Here is a 20,387-nt window from a genome sequence, read left to right as displayed (position 1 = left end):
TTGTCCGTTTCCTCGGAAAGCGCTTCCGGGGAGCGCGGGAAGGGTGCTGGGACATGCGGTACGGAGTTCGGCACAGATGGGGTCCGGCGGTCGTGCTGACGACCGCCTTCGTCATGGCGGCGGGTGCGCAGGGGGCCGCGGTCGCGCTGCCCGCGGCCCCCGCCGCTCCCACCCGGGAATTCACGTCCTCGTTCGAGGCGGACGACCCGGTTCCGGACTGGCTCAACACGGTGGAGACCGCCCCGGACGGCAGCAGGCGCGCCGCGGGCGTCGACGGCGGGTACGGCACGGGCATCCCGGGCAACGTCACCGACCGCGTCACCGGCGTACGGGCGAGCGACGAGAACACCGGCGGCGGCGAGGTGAAGGAGAACCTCGTCGACGGTGAGCCGAGCACCAAGTGGCTGACCTTCGCCAGGACCGGCTGGGCCGAGTTCGACCTGGACGAGCCGGTGCGCATCACCAGGTACGCGCTCACCTCGGCCAACGACCACGACGAACGCGACCCGGCCGACTGGACGCTGAAGGGCTCGGCGGACGGCACGACCTGGCGGACCCTCGACAGCCGTTCCGGGCAGTCCTTCGGCGAGCGGTTCCGGACGAAGACCTACGATCTCGCCGAGGCGGCCGAGTACCGGCACTTCCGGCTGGAGGTCACGAGGAACAACGGCGGGGACATCCTCCAGCTCGCCGACGTGCAGCTGTCCACCGGTGACAGCGACACGCCCGTCCCCCAGGACATGCTCTCGCTCGTCGACCGCGGCCCGAGCGGCTCGCCGACCGCCAGGGCGGGCGCCGGCTTCACCGGCAAGCGCGCCCTCAGGTACGCCGGCCGGCACACCGCGGACGGCCGGGCGTACTCGTACAACAAGGTCTTCGACGTCGACGTGAAGGTCGACCGCCGCACCGAGCTGTCGTACAAGATCTTCCCGTCGATGGCGGACGGCGACCTCGACTACGACGCCACGAACGTCTCCGTCGACCTGGCCTTCACCGACGGCACCTACCTGAGCGACCTGGGAGCCACCGACCAGCACGGGTTCGCGCTGACGCCGACCGGACAGGGCGCCGCGAAGGTGCTCTACGTCAACCAGTGGAACGCCGTGGAGTCGGGCATCGGCACCGTCGCGGCCGGCAAGACCGTCGACCGGATCCTGGTGGCGTACGACTCCCCCAAGGGCCCGGCGAAGTTCCGCGGCTGGCTGGACGACGTGGCCATCAGGTCCGTGAAGCCCGAACGTCCCGAGGCCCACCTGTCCGACTACGCGCTGACCACCCGCGGCACCAACTCCAGCGGCGGCTTCTCGCGCGGCAACAACATCCCGGCGACCGCCGTACCGCACGGCTTCAACTTCTGGACGCCGGTGACCAACGCGGGCTCGCTGAGCTGGCTGTACGACTACGCGCGCGGCAACAACGCGGACAACCTGCCGACGCTCCAGGCGTTCAGCGCGAGTCACGAGCCGAGCCCGTGGATGGGCGACCGGCAGACCTTCCAGGTGATGCCCTCCGCCGCCTCCGGCACCCCCGACACCGGCCGGGAGGCGCGCGAGCTGGCCTTCCGGCACGAGAACGAGACCGCCCGGCCGTACTACTACGGGGTGCAGTTCGAGAACGGGCTCGAGGCCGAGATGGCGCCGACCGACCACGCGGCGATCATGCGCTTCACCTACCCCGGTGACGACGCGAGCGTGATCTTCGACAACGTCACCGACCAGGCCGGTCTGACCCTGGACGAGGAGACGGGCACCTTCACCGGCTACTCGGACGTGAAGTCCGGCCTGTCCACGGGCGCCACCCGGCTGTTCGTGTACGGCGAGTTCGACAGGAAGGTCACCGGCGGCGACTCGGCCGGCGTCAGGGGCCACCTGCGCTTCGACGCCGGCGAGGACCGCACGGTCACGCTGCGCCTGGCCACCTCGCTGATCGGCGTCGACCAGGCGAAGGACAACCTGCGCCAGGAGATCCCGAGGCACACCTCCTTCGACAAGGTCCGGAAGAACGCGCAGAAGCAGTGGGACCGGATCCTCGGCAAGGTCGAGGTGGAGGGCGCCACGCGGGACCAGCTGACCACCCTGTACTCCAGCCTCTACCGGCTGTACCTGTACCCGAACTCGGGCCACGAGAAGGTCGGCGGCACGTACAAGTACGCCTCGCCGTTCCAGAGGATGCCGGCGGCGGACACCCCGACGCACACCGGCGCGAAGATCGTGGACGGCAAGGTGTACGTCAACAACGGCTTCTGGGACACCTACCGGACCACCTGGCCCGCGTACTCGTTCCTGACCCCGTCCAGGGCCGGTGAGCTGGTCGACGGCTTCGTGCAGCACTACAAGGACGGCGGCTGGACCTCCCGCTGGTCCTCCCCCGGCTACGCGGACCTGATGACCGGCACCTCCTCGGACGTGGCGTTCGCGGACGCCTACGTCAAGGGCGTCGACTTCGACGCGAAGGCGGCGTACGACGCGGCCGTCAAGAACGCCACCGTGGTGCCCCCGTCCTCGGGCGTGGGCCGCAAGGGCATGGCCACCTCGCCGTTCCTCGGCTACACCGGCACCGAGACGCACGAGGGCCTGTCGTGGGCGCTGGAGGGCTACCTCAACGACTACGGCATCGCGAAGATGGGCGAGAAGCTCTACGAGGAGACCGGCGAGAAGCGGTACCGGGAGGAGTCGGCGTACTTCCTCGACCGCGCCCAGGACTACGTCAACATGTTCGACGCGAAGGCCGGCTTCTTCCAGGGCAAGGACGCGGCGGGCAACTGGCGCGTGGACTCCGCGAAGTACGACCCGCGCGTGTGGGGCCACGACTACACGGAGACCAACGGCTGGGGCTACGCCTTCACCGCCCCGCAGGACAGCCGGGGCCTGGCCAACCTGTACGGCGGGCGCAAGGGCCTCGGCGACAAGCTCGACGAGTACCTCGCCACCCCGGAGACCGCCTCCCCGGAGTTCGTCGGCTCCTACGGCGGTGTCATCCACGAGATGACCGAGGCGCGCGACGTCCGCATGGGCATGTACGGGCACTCCAACCAGGTCGCCCACCACGCCCTGTACATGTACGACGCGGCCGGGCAGCCGTACAAGACGCAGAAGAACGTCCGCGAGGTGCTCCAGCGCCTGTACACCGGCAGCGAGATCGGGCAGGGCTACCACGGCGACGAGGACAACGGCGAGCAGTCGGCCTGGTTCCTCTTCTCCTCGCTCGGCTTCTACCCGCTGGTGATGGGCAGCGGCGAGTACGCCGTCGGCTCCCCGCTGTTCACGAAGGCGACCGTCCACCTGGAGAACGGGCGGGAGCTGGTGGTGAAGGCGCCGAAGAACAGCACGGAGAACGTCTACGTGCAGGGCCTGAAGGTCAACGGCAAGCGCTGGAACTCCACTTCGCTCCCCCACGCGCTGCTCGCGAAGGGCGGCGTCCTGGAGTTCGACATGGGCGCGAGGCCGTCGGCGTGGGGCACCGGCAAGGACGCGGCGCCGGTGTCGATCACCCAGGACGACCGGGTGCCGACGCCGCGCGCGGACGCCCTGTCCGGTGACGGGGCGCTCTTCGACGACACGTCGGCGACGGACGCGGCGGTGACCTCGGTGGAGCTGCCGGTGTCCGGCGAGGGCGTCGAGGCGGTCCAGTACACCCTGACCTCGTCGGCGGACCGGACGAAGGCACCGGCCGGCTGGACGCTCCAGGGCTCGTCCGACGGCACCACCTGGCGGACCCTGGACCGGCGCTCCGGCGAGTCCTTCGCCTGGGACCGTCAGACCCGGGCGTTCTCGGTGAAGTCGCCGGGCGCGTACGCGAAGTACCGCCTCGTCCTCGACGGCGAGCACACGCTGGCGGAGGTGGAACTGCTGGCGTGAGCAGGGCGCGGGGGGCGGCGGGTGCGGGCTCGTGGCCCGAAACCGCCACCCCCCGCGTGTCGCCCCGTTCCCCGTACGTGACGGATGCACCAGAATGGGCGGGCGTCACCGGCCGGCGCCGGACGGCGCACGGTCGTCGCGTGCCATCGGAGGGGGAACACGTGCGGACGAGCACCGGCAAACGGTTCACGGGCCTGGTCACAGGGGCGCTGCTGGCGGCGGGAGCCCTGTTCGCGACGGCCGCGCCGGCCCAGGCCTACGACCCCGATCCCGGCGTCGCCACGTACTACCGCGACACCGACACCTGCCCGTGCAGCGGCGGCACCCTCACCGACCCGTTCGACGGCACCTCCTTCGCGTACGACGCGGGCGGCACCGCCGTCAAGATGGAGCTGAGCGACGCCGGCCGGTTCGTGGGCAAGGTGGAGTTCCATCCCGCCGACGAGAAGCTCTGGGTCTACGACACCAGGAACGACGGCGACACCTTCTACGTGGCCGTCGGCTACTCGTCCGGCGGCTCGTACCACGACCTGGGCACGTTCTCCGCGCCGGGCACCTCGGAGACGGTGGACCTCACGGTGAAGGACTTCGACGTCCCGGAAGGCGCGTACGTCGACATCACGCTGTACGACGGGGCGGGCCGCACCGACTACATCGCCGCGGCCCGCGGCACGGGCGGCGCGGTCGCCTGACGCCCGGACGCCCCCGCCGCGACGCCCGAGGGCCGCACCCCCGTCACCGGGGGTGCGGCCCTCGACCGCTGTGCCGTACCGCCTACTTGCGGATCAGGCTGCGCAGCACGTACTGCAGGATGCCGCCGTTGCGGTAGTAGTCGGCCTCACCGGGGGTGTCGATGCGGACGACCGCGTCGAACTCGACGCCCGTGTCGGTGGTGACCTTGACCGTGCGCGGCGTGGTGCCGTCGTTCAGCTCGGTGACGCCGGTGACGGAGAAGGTCTCCTCGCCGGTCAGGCCGAGGGAGGCGGCGGACTGGCCCTCCGGGAACTGGAGCGGCAGGACGCCCATGCCGATGAGGTTGGAGCGGTGGATGCGCTCGTAGGACTCGGCGATGACGGCCTTGACGCCGAGGAGCGCGGTGCCCTTGGCGGCCCAGTCGCGGGACGAGCCGGAGCCGTACTCCTTGCCGGCCAGGACGACGAGCGGGATGTTCTGCTCGATGTAGTTGCGGGAGGCGTCGTAGATGAACGACACCGGACCGCCGTCCTGGGTGAAGTCGCGGGTGTAGCCGCCCTCGGTGCCCGGCGCGATCTGGTTGCGCAGGCGGATGTTGGCGAACGTGCCGCGGATCATGATCTCGTGGTTGCCGCGGCGCGATCCGTAGCTGTTGAAGTCGCGGCGCTCGACGCCGTGCTCCGTCAGGTACTTGCCGGCCGGGGTGTCGGCCTTGATGGCACCGGCCGGGGAGATGTGGTCGGTGGTGACCGAGTCGCCGAGCTTGGCGAGCACGCGGGCACCGGTGATGTCCTCGACCGGGGCCGGCTCCATGCCCATGCCCTCGAAGTACGGGGGCTTGCGGACGTAGGTGGACTCGGTGTCCCACTCGAAGGTGTCGCCGGTCGGGATCGGCAGCGCCTGCCACTGGGCGTCGCCCGCGAAGACGTCGCTGTAGGACTTGGAGAACATGTCCTCGCCGATGGCGTTGGCGACGACGTCGTTGACCTCGGCCTCGGAGGGCCAGATGTCCTTCAGGTAGACCGGGTTGCCGTCCTGGTCGGTGCCGAGGGCGTCCTTGGTGATGTCGACCTTCATGGAGCCCGCGAGGGCGTAGGCGACGACCAGCGGCGGGGACGCCAGGTAGTTCATCTTGACGTCGGGGTTGATGCGGCCCTCGAAGTTCCGGTTGCCGGAGAGGACCGAGGTGACGGCGAGGTCGTGGTCGTTGACGGCCTTGGAGACCTCGTCCGGCAGCGGGCCGGAGTTGCCGATGCAGGTGGTGCAGCCGTAGCCGACGAGGTTGAAGCCGACCTTGTCGAGGTACGGGGTCAGGCCCGCCTTCTCGAAGTAGTCGGTGACGACCTTGGAGCCCGGGGCGAGGGTGGTCTTGACCCACGGCTTGCGGGTCAGGCCCTTCTCGACCGCCTTCTTGGCCACCAGGGCGGCGGCGACCATGACGTACGGGTTGGAGGTGTTGGTGCAGGAGGTGATGGCCGCGACCGTCACCGCACCGTGGTCCAGCTCGTAGGTCGTGCCGTCGGGGGCGGTGACCGGGACCGGGTTGGACGGGACGGAACCGGTGCCCTGGCCGTGCTGCGGGGCGCCGGCGCCGTTCTCCTCGTGGCCGTAGGCCGGGGCGTCGGAGGCCGGGAAGGACTCGGCGCTCGCCTCGTCGACCACCGAGGTGGCGGCGGCCGGCGTCTGGGCGACGGGGGCCTCGACGTAGTTCAGGACGTCCTTGGCGAACTGCTGGGCGGCCTCGGCCAGGACGATGCGGTCCTGCGGGCGCTTCGGGCCGGCGATGGAGGGCACGACCGTGGACAGGTCGAGCTCCAGCTTCTCGGAGAAGTCGGGCTCGGCCTTCGGGTCCAGCCAGAGGCCCTGCTCCTTGGCGTAGGCCTCGACGAGCGCGACCTGCTGGTCGGAGCGGCCGGTCAGGCGCATGTAGTTCAGCGTCTCGTCGTCGATCGGGAAGATCGCGGCGGTGGAGCCGAACTCCGGCGACATGTTGCCGATGGTGGCGCGGTTGGCCAGCGAGGTGGCGGCGACGCCCTCGCCGTAGAACTCGACGAACTTGCCGACGACGCCGTGCTTGCGCAGCATCTCGGTGATCGTGAGCACGAGGTCGGTGGCGGTGGTGCCGGGCTGGAGCTCACCGGTGAGCTTGAAGCCGACGACGCGCGGGATGAGCATGGAGACCGGCTGGCCGAGCATGGCGGCCTCGGCCTCGATGCCGCCGACGCCCCAGCCGAGGACGCCGAGGCCGTTGACCATGGTGGTGTGCGAGTCGGTGCCGACCAGGGTGTCGGGGTAGGCCTTGCCGTCACGGATCATGACGACGCGGGCCAGGTGCTCGATGTTCACCTGGTGGACGATGCCGGTGCCGGGCGGGACGACCTTGAACTCGTCGAAGGCGGTCTGGCCCCAGCGCAGGAACTGGTAGCGCTCCTTGTTGCGGCCGTACTCCAGGTCGACGTTCTGCTTGAAGGCGTCGTTGGTGCCGAACTTGTCGGCGATGACGGAGTGGTCGATGACCAGCTCGGCCGGGGCCAGCGGGTTGATCTTCGCCGGGTCACCGCCGAGCTCCTTGACGGCCTCGCGCATGGTGGCGAGGTCCACGACGCAGGGCACGCCGGTGAAGTCCTGCATGATCACGCGGGCGGGCGTGAACTGGATCTCCTGGGACGGCTGGGCCTGCGAGTCCCAGCCGCCGAGGGCGCGGATGTGGTCGGCGGTGATGTTCGCGCCGTCCTCGGTGCGGAGCAGGTTCTCCAGCAGCACCTTCAGGCTGTAGGGAAGGCGCGCGGAGCCCTCGACCTTGTCCAGCCGGAAGATCTCGTACGACTCGTCGCCCACCTGCAGCGTGCTGCGGGCGTCGAAGCTGTTCGCCGACACGACAGTCTCCTTCATTCATGTGCGCGTACCACCGCATCCTGCCGCCACACCGCCCTGGCCGGTCCGCTAAGGTGGGGCTAAGTTAGGTAACCCTTACCAGGGTGGCGGCTGCGGTGCGCCTCGGCAGATATCTCGATGTCGAGATAACTCTAGTACATAGGGGCGGACTGGTCATGCCCGGGCGCGATGTGGCGTGCACCCCACCCGAGTGACCCGGACGGCCATCCCCACGCCGAACCGGGGTATCCGATGCATGCCGGGCACACCCGGCACGACTCGGAAGGGGGCACGATGCCGCTCACGTTCCGCAAGAGCTTCCGGATCCTCCCCGGAGTACGGCTGAACCTCAACAGACGTTCGTGGTCCATCACGACCGGCGGCGGGCGCGGTCCGCGCCACACGCGCAGCAGCACGGGACGGCGCACGACGTCGATGGACCTGCCGGGACCTTTCGGGTGGCGTCGCACGACCACGGGAAAGCGCCGCTGACGCGCCCTTGACGCCGCATCACCCGAACGGACCCCCCCGAGAGGCGCCATCTCATATCTGAGATAGCCTCAACCCCATGGCAGACGACTACCTCGTACGCATCGGCAAGCTCATCCGTGACGCCCGGCAGCACCGCGGCTGGACGCAGTCGCAGCTCGCGGAGGCGCTCAGCACCAGTCAGAGCGCCGTCAACCGCATCGAGCGCGGCAACCAGAACATCAGCCTTGAGATGATCGCCCGTATCGGCGAAGCGCTGGACAGCGAGATCGTCTCCCTGGGCTACGCGGGCCCGATGCACCTGCGCGTGGTCGGCGGCCGACGCCTCTCCGGTGCCATCGACGTCAAGACCAGCAAGAACGCCTGCGTGGCCCTGCTGTGCGCCTCGTTGCTCAACAAGGGGCGCACGGTGCTGCGGCGCGTCGCCCGCATCGAGGAGGTCTACCGCCTCCTGGAGGTGCTGGGCTCCATCGGCGTCCGCACCCGCTGGATCAACGACGGGACCGACCTGGAGATCGTGCCGCCGGCCGAGCTCGACATGGAGGCCATCGACGCCGAGGCGGCGGTGCGCACCCGCTCCATCATCATGTTCCTGGGCCCGCTGCTGCACCGCATGGACCGCTTCCGGCTGCCCTACGCCGGGGGCTGCGACCTCGGCACGCGCACCATCGAGCCGCACATGATCGCGCTGCGCCGGTTCGGCCTGGACGTCGCCGCGACCGAGGGCCACTACCACGCCGTGGTCGACCGCAGCGTGCGCCCCGACCGCCCGATCGTGCTGACCGAGCGGGGCGACACGGTCACGGAGAACGCGCTGCTGGCCGCCGCCCGGCACGACGGCGTCACCGTCATCCGCAACGCCTCGTCCAACTACATGGTCCAGGACCTGTGCTTCTTCCTGGAGGCCCTGGGCGTCAAGGTCGAGGGCATCGGCACCACCACGCTCACCGTGCACGGCCTGCCGGTCATCGACGCCGACGTGGACTACTCCCCCTCCGAGGACCCGGTCGAGGCGATGAGCCTGCTGGCCGCCGCCGTCGTGACGGAGTCGGAGCTGACGGTGCGTCGCGTCCCCATCGAGTTCCTGGAGATCGAGCTGGCGGTGCTCGAGGAGATGGGCCTCGACCACGACCGCACCCCGGAGTACGTCGCGGACAACGGCCGCACGCGCCTGGTGGACCTCACCGTCCGGCCCTCCAAGCTGGAGGCGCCGATCGACAAGATCCACCCGATGCCCTTCCCCGGCCTGAACATCGACAACGTCCCGTTCTTCGCGGCCATCGCGGCGTCCGCGCAGGGCAAGACCCTCATCCACGACTGGGTCTACGACAACCGCGCCATCTACCTGACCGACCTCAACCGCCTCGGCGGCCGCCTCCAGCTCCTGGACCCCCACCGCGTCCTGGTCGAGGGCCCCACCCGCTGGCGCGCCGCCGAGATGATGTGCCCGCCGGCCCTGCGCCCGGCGGTGGTCGTCCTGCTGGCGATGATGGCGGCGGAGGGCACGTCGGTGCTGCGCAACGTGTACGTCATCAACCGGGGGTACGAGGACCTGGCGGAGCGGCTGAACTCCATCGGGGCGCAGATCGAGATCTTCCGGGACATCTGACGGCCTTCGGCCGTGTGCCCCGGGCCCGTCGGACCGGGGCCGCCGCGGCCGGTCCGCCCGGCCTCCCGCGGGGCGCCGCCCCGGTCGCCCGGGGATCCGCGTGCGGGACCGGCGGCCGGTCCTACGGGACCACGCGGGCCAGTGCGCCCGTCTCCAGGGCCGTCCAGAGCGCGCCGTCGGGGCCCACCGTGATGCCGTGCGGCTCGGACGCCGACGTGGGCAGGTCGTGGGCGGTGACGGTGCCGTCGGCGGTGACGGAGCCGACGCGGTTGCCGCCCCACTCGGTGAACCACGCCGTGCCGGCGGCGTCGGTGGTGACGGCGTGCGGCCGGGCGGAGCGGTCGGGCAGCGGGTACTCGGTGATCCGGCCGTCGGCCGACAGCCTGCCGATGCGGCCCGCCCCGATCTCGGTGAACCAGACGCTCCCGTCGGGACCCACGGCGATCCCGACCGGCGCCGCCCCCTCGGTGGGCAGTTCGTGGACCGTGACGCGGCCGTCCATGCCGATCCGGCCGACGGCGTCGGCCTGGTTCATCGTGAACCACATCGCGTCCCCGGCCGCGGCGATCGCGGAGGGGAACGCGCCGGTACGCGGCAGCGGGTACTCCGTGACCGTGCCGTCGGTGGTGATGCGGCCGACGCGGTCGGCGGCGGTCTCGGTGAACCACAGCGCGCCGTCGGGCCCCGCGGCGATGCCGAAGGGCCCGCAGTCCGCGGTCGGCAGGGCGAACCCGCTCACCCGGCCGGCCGTCGTGATCCGGCCGATCCGGTGCGCCCGGTACTCGGTGAACCACAGCGCGCCGTCGGGCCCCGTGGTGATGACCGTCGGACCGCTGTCCGGGGCGAGGCGGTGGCGCACCGGTTCACGCCCCGGGACCAGCCGGCCGATCTCGCCGCTGTGCACCAGGGTGAACCACAGCGCGCCGTCCGGCCCGGTGGTGATCGCGTACGGTCCGCTGTCGCGGCCGGACACCGTGTACTCCTGGACGGTGGGGGTGGTCATCGCTGCCTCTCCAGGTCTTCGCCGGCGTCTTCGCCGGCGGTGCCGTCCGCGCGGCCCTCGCCCGTCACGGCGTGCGGAAGCCCCGGAAGGTCACCTGCTCGCGAGTGGTGAAGCCGAGGCGCTCGTACAGGGTGATCGCGGCGGTGTTGGTCTCGGCGACGTGCAGGAAGGGGCGTTCGCCGCGGGCCGTGATCCGTGCCACCAGGGCCATGACCAGACGCGCCGCGTGGCCCTGTCCGCGTGCCTCGGGTGCGGTGCAGACGGCGCTGATCTCGGTCCAGCCCGGGGGCCGCAGCCGCTCCCCCGCCATCGCGACCAGCGTGCCGTGGTCGCGGACGCCGAGACAGGTGCCGAGTTCGTGGGTGCGCGGCCGGAACGGTCCCGGCCGGGTCCGCGCGACCAGGTCGAGCATCTCGGGCACGTCGTGCGGGCCGAGTTCGGCCACGCCGGTGCCGGACGGGTCGCGGGGGTGTCCGAGCCGGGCGCCGTGGGGCCGGATCATCTGACGGCCCTCGAGACGGAAGACCGGTTCCCAGTCCGGGGGCGCGGTGGCCGGGCAGCTGAACATGTCGGCGAGTTCGCCCGGGCCGAGCAGCTCCGCCAGGTCGTCCCAGTCCGACGCGGTCGCGTCGGCGGGCACGGAGGAGAAGGTCGTCACGTCCGGCAGGTAGGTGGCCGCCCGGCCCAGCCGCCGGGCGAAGCGCGCGTGCCGGCCGCGCAGTGACCGGCCCACGGGGTCGTCGAGGGCCGCGGCGTCGTCGTTCATCGTGGTACGCGGCCTCCCGGCGCAGTGGGCTCGTGCCGCCCCGGCCGTCTTCCGGGCCGGTGAGGCTGCTTGCGATCCTAAGCGTGTGTCCCGCGGCGGGCGGACGCGGCCGGCGTGCTCCGCGCGCGCCCGGGGCGCCCCCGGAGGGCGGGCGGCCGTGGCCGTCCGGCGGGTCACCGGTCCAGCGGGTGCGGGCCCCCCTGCGGGAGGATCCGGCCGGGGGCGCCGGTGTCCTCGCGGCTCACCTCGTGGTGGCGGCCGTCGGGGCGGGGCAGGGGTTTGAGGGCGACCTCGATGCGGTGCGTGGAGTCGTGGCTTACCGAGCCGCCCAGACGTGCCTCGACCACGCCCAGGCGCAGTCCCGCCCCGCCCTCGCCGGCCCGGTGGAACTGCACGGAGAACTCCAGGCTGACCTGCTCCACGCTGAACCGCCAGTCGCTCCGGGCCCCTTCGGCCTGGGCCCTCGCCAGCTCCGCGCGCACCGCGCCGATGGCCTCGGCGAGCCCGATCGGTTCCATGTCCCCCATGACAACACACCGCCGTCTTCCGTCGATTGGCCGATCTCCCGTGCTCACAAGTCTAGGGATGCACCACGCCTTGCCCGTAGTGTGAGACGGCATGGGGGAACTGCGTGCGGACTGGAGGCTCAGGTTACGGCGCGGGGACGCGCACGGCCCCGTCTGCGGCGCCGGCGTGCTCATCGACCAGTGCACGGCGCTGACCTGCGCGCACGTGGTGCGCCGCCCGGACGCCGTCATGTGGCTGGAGTTCGCCGAGAACAGCGGGATCCGGCCGGTCTCCGCGCGCGTCATGCCCGGCGGCTGGCTGGCGGACGGCGCCGGCGGCGAGGACGTCGCGGTGCTGCGCCTGGACGGTCCCCGGCCGCAGGCGCGTCCCGCACCGCTGCAGACCGGGCTGTGGGGCGGCATGGAGGTGTACGCGACGGGTTACGCGGAGGGCTTCGACGACGGCATGAGCCTGTGGGGGCGCATCGGCGGCGCCAGCGGTGAACGGGTGCAGCTCGACGCCGTCACCAAGACGGAGGTGGTGCGCGCCGGCTTCAGCGGCGCCGCCGTGTGCACCCGGCCCCACGAAGGCCGTCCCGTACGTGTGGTCGGCCTCGTCGTCAGCTGGCGCGGCGACCTGGGCGCGGTGCTGCCCGAGGACAACCGGCTCTCCTTCTCCTACCTGATCCCGGTCGGACGCATCGCCGAACTGTCGCCCGTCGTGGCCGAACTGAGTGATCCGCGGGCCTGGGACCGCGGCTTCGAGGAACGGGTGACCCGGTGGTTCGACGATCCGGAGGAGGACCCGGTGAAGATCACCGTGGTGCCCCCGGGCAGCGGTAAGGAGCGTTCGCTGCGCCATCTGGCGCACCGCGCGGACGTCGTCCACCGGGGCGGCGCCAGCCGGCCGGACCTCATCGACCACGCGCTGGACCAGATCGCCTTCCCGGCCGGCGAGTACCTGGGGTACTGGGACTGGCTGCGCGGCGCGGGGCCCGTGCCCGCCGGGGCGGCGGACCGCGTGCCCGTGCGGCCGGTGACGGTCCTCGTCGACGGTGTCGACCTGGAGCCCCGGCCGGAGCTCCTGATCGACGTCCTGGCCCGGTTGCGGGTGTTCGGTTTCCGGCTGCTGCTCGTCTTCCGCCACGAGGGCGGCCCCGGCTGGACCGCGTGCCGCGACCGACTCCTGCGTCCCGCGCTGCTGCACCACGCGGACACCCTGCTCGACCGCCTGCGGCGCGCGGAGTTCAGCCGGGCGATCCGCCGCGACATCGTCGACAGCGCCTCCCTCGCCTCCGCGACGGAGACCGCCGACCGGCACCGGGCCGCCCGCCGCCTGATCGACGACGTACGGGACCCGCACCGGCAACTCACCCGGCTGCGCGAGCTCGTCAGGGCCCTGCGCGCCGACCTGGACCGCCACGAGGACCGGTGACGCGATGCCGCGTCCCGGGGCGGGAGAGGAGGACCACGGGAGGATGACGCCCTGCCCGCACCGTCGCTTCACCGGAGCCCCCTGCGGCGGCACCGTGCTGCCCACCGGCTACTGCGCCGTGTGCGGCCGCGCGCAGGACGGTCCCGCTCTGCCCGCCCTGCCCGGGGACCCGCGGGAACTCGGCCCCCGCGAGCTCCTCTCGCTCCCCGGGCGGGAGCCGCGTCCGGCCGGGGAACGTCTCGTCGACCCCGAGGCGCCGCTGCGCATCCGCATGGGCTGCTCGTCCGCCGGCTGCGGCATCACCTTCGCCCCGCCCTACACCGAGGGCCCGGTGCCGGTCGCGGGCTTCTGCCCGGCCTGCGGCGAGCGCTACTCGTACCGGCCCGAACTCGCCGAGGGCGACCTGCTGCGCGACCAGTACCGGGTCATGGGCCCCATCGCGCACGGCGGCCAGGGCTGGGTCTACCTCGCCGAGGACACCCACCTCGGTGACGTCGTCGCCGTCAAGGGGCTGCTCAACCGGTACGAGCACGACGGCGCCCGCCTCGCCGACGTGGAGCGGCGCAACCTCGTCGCCATCCGTCATCCCCGCATCGTCCAGATCCGCGACTTCGTCGCGCGCAGGGACGGCACCGGTGAGGTGACCGGCGGCTACATCGTCATGGACGACGTGGGTGACGGCACCCTCGCGAAGGTCGCCGAGGAGGTGCGGCGCGGGGAGGCCGTCCTCGACATCGAGCACGTCGCGACGTACGGCTGCCAGATCCTCGAGGCCTTCGCCCACCTGCACGCCGACGGCGGCCGGGTCTTCGTGTACGGCGACATGAAGCCGTCCAACGTCGTGCACCACAAGGACGGCGTCAAGGTCATCGATCTCGGCGGCATGCGGGAGCGGGGCCAGGTCCAGCCGCCCGCCCACGTCACGCCCGACTACATGGCGCCCGAGACCGGGACGTCGGCGGTGCCCACCGTCGCCCACGACCTGCACACCGTCGGCGTCACCCTGCGGGAGCTCGCCCGCTGGGCCGTCACGGAGGTGCCCGGCCTCGGTGCCGCGTCCTTCCACCGGGTCGTCGACCGTGCCGTGCGAACCGACCCGGGCCGCCGCTTCGCCGACGCGCGGGAGATGGCCGGCCAACTGCGCGGCGCGCTGCGGGAGATCCGCGCGCTGCGCGGCAAGAGCGACCCGCCCGAACCCTCCGACTACTTCCAGCCGTCCACCCGGCTGCCCGGCGCCCGGCTCGGCACGGTGCCGGGCATCGAGCACTGGCTGGACCGGCCCCGCCGCGACCGTTACGAGCCGCCCGTGGCACCGGCGCTCGACCTGGGCGCCCCCACCCCCGCGGAGATCGCCGGCTGTCTGCCGGTGCCGAGGCCGTACCCGGGTGATCCACAGGCCACCCGCTTCGCGGTGAGCAGCGGCTTCGACCCGGGCCAGCTCCTCGCGCAGGAGGACGAGAAGCCGCGCTCGGTGGAGATCTGCCTGCACAACGTGCGCGTCCTGCTGGACCGCGACACGCGCGAGGACCTGCGGGAGGCCCAGGAGGAGCTGGACACGGCCGACTCCATCCCCGGGCCGCCCGCCGTGCGCCGGTGGCGGCTGGAGTGGCACCGCGCCCTGCTCGCCCTGCGCAGCGCCGGCCTGGACGGCGATCCCCGGCAGGTCGCCGAGGCCCGGGCCCGCTTCACCCGGGTCCACCTCGAACTGCCCGGCGAGTACGCCCCGAAGCTGGCCCTCGCCTACTGCGCGGAGTGGCTCGGTGAGGACACGGCCGGGCCCGCGGCCGGAGAGCTGTACGAGGCGGTGTTCGCGCGCAATCCCGCGCACGGCGGTGCCGCTCTCGGCCTGGCCAGGCTGGCGCTGCGCGCGGGCGACCGCCGGGCGGCCCTCGACGTGCTCGGCCGGGTGCGGCAGGGCACCCTGGACCACACCGTCGCCCGGACCGCGTCCCTGCGCATCCGCGCGGCCCGGCTGCCGGGTGCCGCTGATCCGCTGCCCTCGCCCGCCGAGGTCGACGCGGCGCTGGCCGACCTGCACGGCCTGGTGGGCCTCGGGCCGGGGGCAGGGCAGCCGAGCCTGTCCGAGGACGAGGCGCTGCGTCTGAGCACCGAGCTGCACGAGTGGAAACTGGACGCGGTGCACGGCCTCGCCGACCGGCCCGGTGCCCCGGGCGGCGGGGGCGGACGCCTCGACGCCCGGGGTCTGAGACGTCTGAGCGCGCCGGAGCGCGCACTGCGCGAACAACTGGAGGCGCTCTACCGGCGGCTGGCGGAACACCACCAGGAACCGGCCGCCGCCCACGAGCACCTCGTGGACCTCATGCACGCGGTCCGGCCGCAGACCGTGTTCTGATCCGGCGGCACGGCACGCCACGACAGAGCGGGCCGGGCACCCCGCAGGCGGTGTGCCCGGCGACGAGGGTGAAGGAGCGGTGACGTACGACATGAGCAGTCACTTCCGGCCGTCGCAGCCGGGCATCCGTCTGCACGTCGACCTCGACGGCGATCTGCGTCCGCGCCGCAACGCGCGGATCGAGGCCCGCCTCCGGGTCGACGTGGCCGCCGACGGCGCTCCCACCGAGCTGCCCGCGGTCCAGCTCGCCGTGATCATCGCGGTGGACGTCGCCGAGGCCAACCGGCCGGCCGTCCGGCACGCCCTGCCGGCCGCGCTGCGCGCACTGCCCGACCGGATCTCCTTCGCCGTACTGGGCAGCGGCCCCGAGCCGGTCCGGTGCTATCCGCGGGACGGCGACGAGTGGGCCGTGGCCGACCCGGACGTCAGGCGCCGCGCCGCCTTCGCCACGGGCTCCCTCCCGCTGCACCGGCGGGGGCCGCGTCCCGCCGGGTACGCCGCCTGGGTGGCCGCGTCCCGTGCCATGCTCGCCACCCGGCCCGTGTCGGTGCGTCATCTGGTGCTGATCACCGACGGCAGCAGCGCGGCCGGCGAGACCCGACTCGAGGAGGAACTGGCGGCCTGTGCCGGGCAGTTCACCTGCGACGTGTTCGCCGTGGGCGCGGACTGGGCACCGGACCCCCTGCTGACCCTCGCCGAACGGCTGCACGGAACCGCCGAGTTCGTGGACGACGGGCTCGGCCGTGCGGTCACCGCCGCCATCCGGCGGCTGCGCCGGGTGCACACCCCGCACCTGCCGATCGACGTGACCGTGCGGCCCTCCGTGCGTCAGGTCTCGCTCAGCGAGAAGGCTCCCCGGCCGCACCGCCTGGGCGCGCTGCGCCCGTCCGGCCGGCCGGACCGCTGGAGTTTTCCGACCTACCAGTGGGAGCAGGGCGGACGCGACTACCTGCTCACCCTGACCGCCGACTCCGACACCGATCCGCTGGAGACCGAGCTGCAGTTCGCCCTGGTCTCCATCGGTGACGTCCACGCGCCCGTCGTCGCCCGCTGGCACCTGCCCGGGCAGTCCCCGCCCCAGGCCCGGGCGGGCGCCGACAGCGTGCGCGGCATCAACGCCACCGCCCGGATGCGGAGCGCCCTGCGCGAGGGGCTCGTCGCTCTGCAGAAGCACCGTCGGGACATCGCCGAGGACCGTCTGGGGGAGGCCGCCCGACTGGCGGCGCGGTTCGGCACCGACTGGGTGCTGGACGAGATCCTCACGGTCGCCGACGTCGACGACGCGGCCGCGGGGCTCGTGCGGCTGCGCGCGGTCGACGCGGGGACCCTCGGGCCGATGATCCTGCGGGCCGGCTCCCGTCCCGGCGGCCTCCCGCCCCTCGTCGCCGGTGCCCGCCCGGGGCCGTGCTGCCACGTCTGCGGCCACCCGGCCGGCAGCGAGGCCCGGCACTGCATCGCGTGCGGGGAGAAGCTGCTGTGACGGCCGGACGCGCCGTCCGGCGGCGCCGGTGGTCCCCCGCCGGGTACTGGCGCGCGCGGCTGAGCCCCTGGCGGACCCGCCGGCTGCTGGAGGCGCATCTGGTGGTGCTGTTCGCGCTCACGGCCGTGGCGTCGGCCGCCCTGTTCCTCTCCTGCCGTCAGGCCCAGCTCGGCGCCGAGGCACTCGCGTCCCGCGAGGCGCCCGCCGTGCAGGGGCTCGCCGCCACCCGGCTCGCGGTCCTGCGGGCCGATCAGGAGGCCCGTGCCCTGGTCAGGATGGACCTCCTCGGTGTCGCGGGCTCCGGCGAGACGTACCGGTCCCAGCTGTCGGCCGCCGACCAGGGCCTGTCCCGCATCGCCGACCGCACGGACCAGGACCTCGGCACGGTCAAGGGTCTCCTCGCCACCTACAGCAACTCGCTCGGTCTCGGCACGTCCCTCTACCGTGACCAGCCGTTCATGCGGCAGCAGAAGCTCCAGGAGTCGGAGTCGCTGCTCACCCGCGAGACGGTGGGGCTCGCGCCGCGCCTGGAGGCGTTGCAGCGCGTCCAGATGGAGCACGCCGAGGCCACCGTCACCATGGGGTGGTGGCAGCGCTCCGGATGGTGGGTCGTCGAACTCGCCCTGGCGGCGGTGGCGCTGACCCTCCTGTCGGCACTGTTCGTGCTGCGTGACCGCTGCGGCCGTGACTGGAGTCCCTGCCTGCTGGCGGCCTTCGTGCTGACCGTGCTGCTCGCGGTGGTGCCGGTGACGACGGCGTCCTCCACCGGGAACGCCCTCGACGGGGCGCTCGAGGACCTGCGGCGGATCACCGCGGTGTCCCAGCGCGACGACGGCTTCGGGGTGGCCGACGCGCAGCAGCGCGTCACGGAGATGTCCGAGGACGTCCGGAGCAGGGCGGCCGACGGCACCTGGCCGGACACGGTGTACCGGGGCACTCTCGTCGGCAGTCTGCTGGCCATCGTGCTGCCCGCGCTGGGGCTCGGGCACCGGCTCGACAACGACTACTGGAGACGACGGTGACACGGCGGTTCAACATGCTGATCTTCGTCGTGGTCATGCTGCTGCTCGCCGCCGGCGGCCTGGTGGTGGTGTGGGCACAGCACGACGAGGAGCAGCCGGTGACCATCCTCGGCACGTGGACGGCCAAGCAGGCGGAACAGTTCGAGACCGTGCTGCGGGGCTTCGGCATCCCCTTCCGCTACCAGGGCACGGCGGCCCAGCGGGAGGTGCTGCTCTCCAAGGTGCAGTCCGGGGAGCCCCCGGACATCGTGATCATGCCGGGTATCGGTGAACTCGCCGAGTACGCGGACCAGAACCTCCTCGAACCGTTGGACGGTCTCTACGACCCGCAGGAGTACGGCGCGCCGTGGAAGTCGACCGGCTCGCCCTCCGAGCACGTGTACTGGGTTCCGGTCAAGGCGGACCTGAAGAGCATCGTCTGGTACCGGCAGGGGCACGAGCCGCCCGACGGCCCGGCGCCGGCGAAGAGCTGGTGCGTCGGCATGGGCGACGACGGCGCGTCCGGCTGGCCCGGCACCGACTGGATCGAGGACCTCGTGCTGCAGCGGGAGGGGCCCGGGGTCTACGAGAAGTGGGCGCTGGGCTCGGGCGGGGTGCGGTGGTGGCGCAGTGCTGCGGTGCGCGGCGCCTGGGAGGCGTGGGCGGGCCTGCTGCGGCAGGACGGGCACGCGGCCGGACAGGCCCTGCTCACCGACCACCGCGGTGCCCCGGACGGCAACGGGCTGCTGTTCGAGGGCCGCGGCGGGTGCACCCTGGAGCACCAGGGGTCCTTCGCGCCCTCCTTCTACAAGGAGCAGGCGCGGCACGCGCGGATGACGGACTCCGCTTCCCTCCTGCCCGGGGCCGGCGGCCGGGTCCGGGCGCACGAGGTGACCGGGGACTTCGCGGCGCTGTTCGGCGACCGCCCCCAGGCCCGTGCGCTCATCCGGCGGCTGGCCTCCGTGGAGGGCCAGCAGAAGTGGGCCGACCTGGCGGATGTGTTCTCGGCGAACCGCCGGGTGTCGGCGAAGGGGGGCGCGGTCGAGCGGGAGATCGCCCGGCGGCTCGGCGAGGGGCCCCGTTGCCTGGACGCCTCGGACGTGATGCCGCCCGCCGTGCGGGACGCCTTCTACGAGGCCGTCCTGCTGACCCTCGCGAGGGCCGCCGCCGGCCAGGACCTCGGCATCGCGGACCTCTTGCAGGACGTGCAGCGGGTGCAGGACGCCCAGGGCGCGCGGGGTGCCGCCGCCAGGACGGCGCCGAAGGCGGTGTGCAGCAGACGGTGAGCGGGCGGCCCCGCCCCGGACGCCGCCGCCCGTACGGGGGCGTCCGCGTCGGGCCCGGCGGTCTCCCGACGGGTCCGGCGGTGGCGGAGTGACGTGGCCCGGGCCGCCCGGCGCGGCCGCGGCGCGGCTCAGCCCCGGACCAGGGTGACGTCCTGTGCGTTCAGGGCGTGGAAGACCGGCAGCGGGATGATGCCGAACGGCCGCAGCTCCATCAGGGTGGCGTCGACGTGGGCCGCGCCGGGCTGCAGGGCGCGGGAGGGTCTGCCGGTGTTGGTCCAGCGGTGCTGGAGGCCGTCGCACACCGCGCGGGTGCCTCCGATGCCGTGGTCGTCGGGGTCGTCGCCCTGGCTCACGGTGGAGCTGACGTACACCGGGCCGGTGTTGCCGGTGCAGCGGTAGGTCCCGGAGAGGGTGAGGGTGCCGTCCGCGGCGATGCGGCCGGTGGGGTCGACGGTCACCGTCTCGGCGGCGTCGGCCTTCGCGGTCGCGGTGGGGGCGGCCGGCAGCAGCAGGGCGGCGCCGGCGGCCGCGGCGAGGGCGGCGAGGGCGGCGGGGCGCAGGGACATGGGAGACCTCCCGGTCGATCGGAATGAGGGATTCCACTCGTACCGGGCGGGCGGTCCGAAGGGGGTGACCCTCACTCCTTCGGTGGCGAGTCCGCGCCGGCCGTCGTGGAACCGTCGCCGTGCCGTCCGGGTGCTGTCACGTTCGGCCGCCGCCCCTTGGCGAAGGCCGCCCGCGGGGCGCACGGTCGGTGCGTACGGGCGGTCCCACCGACGGGACGGCCCCCATGACGTGGAGGTGCGCCATGTGTTCCCACCGGCCTTCCTGCCCCGCGGCCGACTCCCCCGTCGCGCACGTCGTCGCCGCCCGTCCCGAGCAGGGGTGGAACCTGCTGTGCGACGGCGGCGTCGTCTTCGACGACACCGGTGAGCTGCTGCCCGACGGCCGTGCCGTCGCGCCGCGCCGGGCGCCCGCCGAGCGTCCGGCGGCGGCCGCCTGATCGTCGCGGGGACCGCCCCGGGACGGTGACGG

15 protein-coding genes are annotated in these 20,387 nt (G+C 72.9%); 10 read left to right on the top strand and 5 right to left on the bottom strand.

What is annotated here, in order from left to right; all coding sequences use genetic code 11:
* Window positions 1-53 precede the first annotated feature (53 nt).
* Window positions 54-3,857 carry a GH92 family glycosyl hydrolase gene (locus ACZ4V6_RS20170; RefSeq protein WP_467829115.1) on the top strand — a complete coding sequence of 1,268 codons (3,804 nt, stop codon included), beginning with the start codon at window positions 54-56 and terminating at the stop codon, window positions 3,855-3,857.
* 161 nt (window positions 3,858-4,018) lie between these two features.
* On the top strand, window positions 4,019-4,549 hold the full coding sequence (locus tag ACZ4V6_RS20165; RefSeq protein WP_467829112.1) for a hypothetical protein: 531 nt from the start codon (window positions 4,019-4,021) through the stop codon (window positions 4,547-4,549).
* Window positions 4,550-4,631: 82 nt separating this feature from the next.
* Here ACZ4V6_RS20165 and ACZ4V6_RS20160 read toward each other — a convergent pair whose 3' ends face one another.
* Complete coding sequence (locus tag ACZ4V6_RS20160; protein ID WP_467829110.1) at window positions 4,632-7,427, bottom strand: aconitate hydratase; 2,796 nt, start codon at window positions 7,425-7,427, stop codon at window positions 4,632-4,634.
* Window positions 7,428-7,718: 291 nt separating this feature from the next.
* Here ACZ4V6_RS20160 and ACZ4V6_RS20155 point away from each other — a divergent pair, with 291 nt between their 5' ends.
* Window positions 7,719-7,916 (top strand): DUF4236 domain-containing protein, encoded by a 198-nt coding sequence (locus ACZ4V6_RS20155; protein WP_467829107.1) that lies wholly within the window; start codon window positions 7,719-7,721, stop codon window positions 7,914-7,916.
* A gap of 76 nt (window positions 7,917-7,992) precedes the next feature.
* Window positions 7,993-9,522, top strand: a complete 1,530-nt coding sequence (locus ACZ4V6_RS20150; RefSeq protein ID WP_467829105.1) for a helix-turn-helix domain-containing protein — start codon at window positions 7,993-7,995, stop codon at window positions 9,520-9,522.
* Between the two features lie 121 nt (window positions 9,523-9,643).
* On the opposite strand, the gene ACZ4V6_RS20145 is transcribed toward ACZ4V6_RS20150, so the two are convergent.
* The 3 genes from ACZ4V6_RS20145 to ACZ4V6_RS20135 all read right to left on the bottom strand — a co-directional run bounded on the left by ACZ4V6_RS20145 (window position 9,644) and on the right by ACZ4V6_RS20135 (window position 11,809).
* Complete coding sequence (locus tag ACZ4V6_RS20145; RefSeq protein ID WP_467829102.1) at window positions 9,644-10,525, bottom strand: Vgb family protein; 882 nt, start codon at window positions 10,523-10,525, stop codon at window positions 9,644-9,646.
* Between the two features lie 64 nt (window positions 10,526-10,589).
* Window positions 10,590-11,291 carry a GNAT family N-acetyltransferase gene (locus tag ACZ4V6_RS20140; protein WP_467829099.1) on the bottom strand — a complete coding sequence of 234 codons (702 nt, stop codon included), beginning with the start codon at window positions 11,289-11,291 and terminating at the stop codon, window positions 10,590-10,592.
* Window positions 11,292-11,464: 173 nt separating this feature from the next.
* Window positions 11,465-11,809 carry a trypco2 family protein gene (locus ACZ4V6_RS20135; RefSeq protein WP_467829096.1) on the bottom strand — a complete coding sequence of 115 codons (345 nt, stop codon included), beginning with the start codon at window positions 11,807-11,809 and terminating at the stop codon, window positions 11,465-11,467.
* Window positions 11,810-11,909: 100 nt separating this feature from the next.
* Between ACZ4V6_RS20135 and ACZ4V6_RS20130 the strand changes: the two genes are divergently transcribed.
* The 5 genes from ACZ4V6_RS20130 to ACZ4V6_RS20110 all read left to right on the top strand — a co-directional run bounded on the left by ACZ4V6_RS20130 (window position 11,910) and on the right by ACZ4V6_RS20110 (window position 19,352).
* Window positions 11,910-13,232, top strand: coding sequence for a S1 family peptidase (locus ACZ4V6_RS20130; RefSeq protein ID WP_467829093.1), 1,323 nt, complete (start codon window positions 11,910-11,912; stop codon window positions 13,230-13,232).
* A gap of 43 nt (window positions 13,233-13,275) precedes the next feature.
* The gene (locus tag ACZ4V6_RS20125) at window positions 13,276-15,585 is read left to right on the top strand and encodes a tetratricopeptide repeat protein (RefSeq protein ID WP_467829091.1); all 2,310 of its coding nucleotides are present in this window, start codon (window positions 13,276-13,278) and stop codon (window positions 15,583-15,585) included.
* A gap of 91 nt (window positions 15,586-15,676) precedes the next feature.
* Complete coding sequence (locus ACZ4V6_RS20120) at window positions 15,677-17,065, top strand: vWA domain-containing protein (protein ID WP_467829089.1); 1,389 nt, start codon at window positions 15,677-15,679, stop codon at window positions 17,063-17,065.
* A complete protein-coding gene (locus tag ACZ4V6_RS20115; RefSeq protein WP_467829087.1) occupies window positions 17,062-18,087 on the top strand; it encodes a hypothetical protein in 1,026 nt (341 codons plus the stop codon). The genes ACZ4V6_RS20120 and ACZ4V6_RS20115 overlap by 4 nt, the downstream gene beginning before the upstream one ends.
* Window positions 18,084-19,352 carry an ABC transporter substrate-binding protein gene (locus ACZ4V6_RS20110; protein WP_467829084.1) on the top strand — a complete coding sequence of 423 codons (1,269 nt, stop codon included), beginning with the start codon at window positions 18,084-18,086 and terminating at the stop codon, window positions 19,350-19,352. Before ACZ4V6_RS20115 ends, ACZ4V6_RS20110 begins: the two co-directional genes overlap by 4 nt.
* Window positions 19,353-19,480: 128 nt before the next feature.
* Here the strand turns inward: ACZ4V6_RS20110 and ACZ4V6_RS20105 are convergent, their stop codons facing one another.
* On the bottom strand, window positions 19,481-19,918 hold the full coding sequence (locus tag ACZ4V6_RS20105) for a DUF6299 family protein (RefSeq protein WP_467829081.1): 438 nt from the start codon (window positions 19,916-19,918) through the stop codon (window positions 19,481-19,483).
* A gap of 242 nt (window positions 19,919-20,160) precedes the next feature.
* Here ACZ4V6_RS20105 and ACZ4V6_RS20100 point away from each other — a divergent pair, with 242 nt between their 5' ends.
* Window positions 20,161-20,355, top strand: coding sequence for a DUF5999 family protein (locus ACZ4V6_RS20100; protein WP_467829079.1), 195 nt, complete (start codon window positions 20,161-20,163; stop codon window positions 20,353-20,355).
* The last annotated feature ends 32 nt before the right edge of the window (window positions 20,356-20,387 follow it).

This window comes from Streptomyces sp. NPDC029152, assembly GCF_055564355.1.
The sequence above is the reverse complement of the archived record's forward strand: the minus strand, read 5'-3'. Positions and strand labels throughout refer to the sequence as shown.